Here is a 1499-nt window from a genome sequence, read left to right as displayed (position 1 = left end):
AGCTAAGCGGCAAATGCACCGACATAAATAGTGTTTTCGTCGCACTTTGCCGCGCACAGGGCATAGCCGCAAGAGAGATGTTTGGCATCCGCGTCGGCGCGTCGAGGTTTAGCGCTCAAATGGGCGCCGCGCCTAAAGACGGCGTCAGCCATATCTCGGGCGCGCAGCACTGCAGAGCGGAATTTTATCTAAAAGGCCACGGCTGGATCCCAGTCGATCCCGCGGACGTTACAAAGGTGCGCCTAGGCGAGAAGCTAAGCAATGACGACAGCAAGCTCGTTAAAATCCGCGAGTATTTATTTGGTAACTGGGAGATGTGCTGGATCGGCTTTAACTACGGCAGAGACTTCACGCTAAGCCCACGCCCAGCGCAGTTTCCGATCAATAATTTCGGCTATCCTTACGGCGAAGTGGACGGCAACACGCTTAATTACTACTCGCCGAAAGATTTCAGCTACGATTACAGATCGAAAGAGTTGTAGCGGTTCGCGTTTTGCTATGCGGCACGTCGAACTACTTGAGCTTTTTGAGTAGGTATACAAGAAAGGCTTCCCGCTAGACGACTTTGGGCGGATGTGTAAAAGCGCGCCTAATCTACGTGCTGCCGCGTCTGCATCAGAAAAGATTCTGCGCCTTGTTTTAGCGCTATATTTTAGAATTTTTTAAAATTTTGCGAGCGACATGGCGGCGAAATTTTGAAATTTTAAAACGAGCAAAATTTTGAAATTTTTCGGCGCGAAATTTTAAAATTTACGGCTTGCGGAATTTTAAATTTAGCGATTTCAAAGCCGCAAAAGGCTAAAATCCACGCGTAATTAGGGCTAAGGCTTAGCCATTTTATTTTGAAGGCATTTCATGCAAAGACGCGATTTTTTAAGAAACACTGCGATTTTAGGCGCCGTTATGGCAACTCCGAGTACCATTTTGGGCGGGGAAAAAGTCATTGGCAAAAAGAGAGCTTTCGGGCTATCGCTAAATCACGAAATTTTGGAGGAGGGCAAGCAGACTCGGCTTTGGATACCGCTTCCTCTTATCACGGAGTATCAAAAGGTAAGCGACGTAAAATTTGACGGCAATTTCAACGATCCGTCCGTGGACTATGGCGAAATTCCGACGCTCTATGCCGGCTACGTCGGTGTGGCAAAGCCCACGCTAAATATTAAATTTAGCGTCGAGACCTTTGAGCGAAATACCGATTTTAGCAAGGTAAAATTTAATCCGAACGAAAAGCTTGGCTCCGAGGTAGCGAAGTTTTTAGAGCCTAGCACGCAGATTCAAATCGACGGCGTCGTCAAGCAAAAATCAGACGAGATCGTAGGCGGCATCAAGGGTGATCTGGAAAAGGCGCGCGCGATTTATACGTGGGTGGCGAACACTATGCAGCGCGATAACAGCGTGCTAGGCTGCGGGCTAGGGGACGTGAAGCAAATTTTAAGTAGCGGCAAGCTAAGCGGCAAATGCACCGACATAAATAGTGTTTTCGTCGCACTTTGCCGCGC

At 48.2% G+C, this 1499-nt stretch carries 2 protein-coding genes; both read left to right on the top strand.

Going from position 1 to position 1499, the window contains the following annotated elements; all coding sequences use genetic code 11:
- Positions 1 to 482 (top strand): transglutaminase family protein (locus Q0277_RS06990; RefSeq protein WP_297996805.1); only part of this gene is annotated, 482 nt, incomplete at its 5' end.
- Between the two features lie 373 nt (positions 483 to 855).
- Positions 856 to 1499 (top strand): transglutaminase domain-containing protein (locus Q0277_RS06985; RefSeq protein ID WP_297996803.1); only part of this gene is annotated, 644 nt, incomplete at its 3' end.

It is taken from the genome of uncultured Campylobacter sp., assembly GCF_938030815.1.
Classification (GTDB): domain Bacteria; phylum Campylobacterota; class Campylobacteria; order Campylobacterales; family Campylobacteraceae; genus Campylobacter_B.
This window is presented reverse-complemented; position numbering and strand designations above follow the sequence as displayed.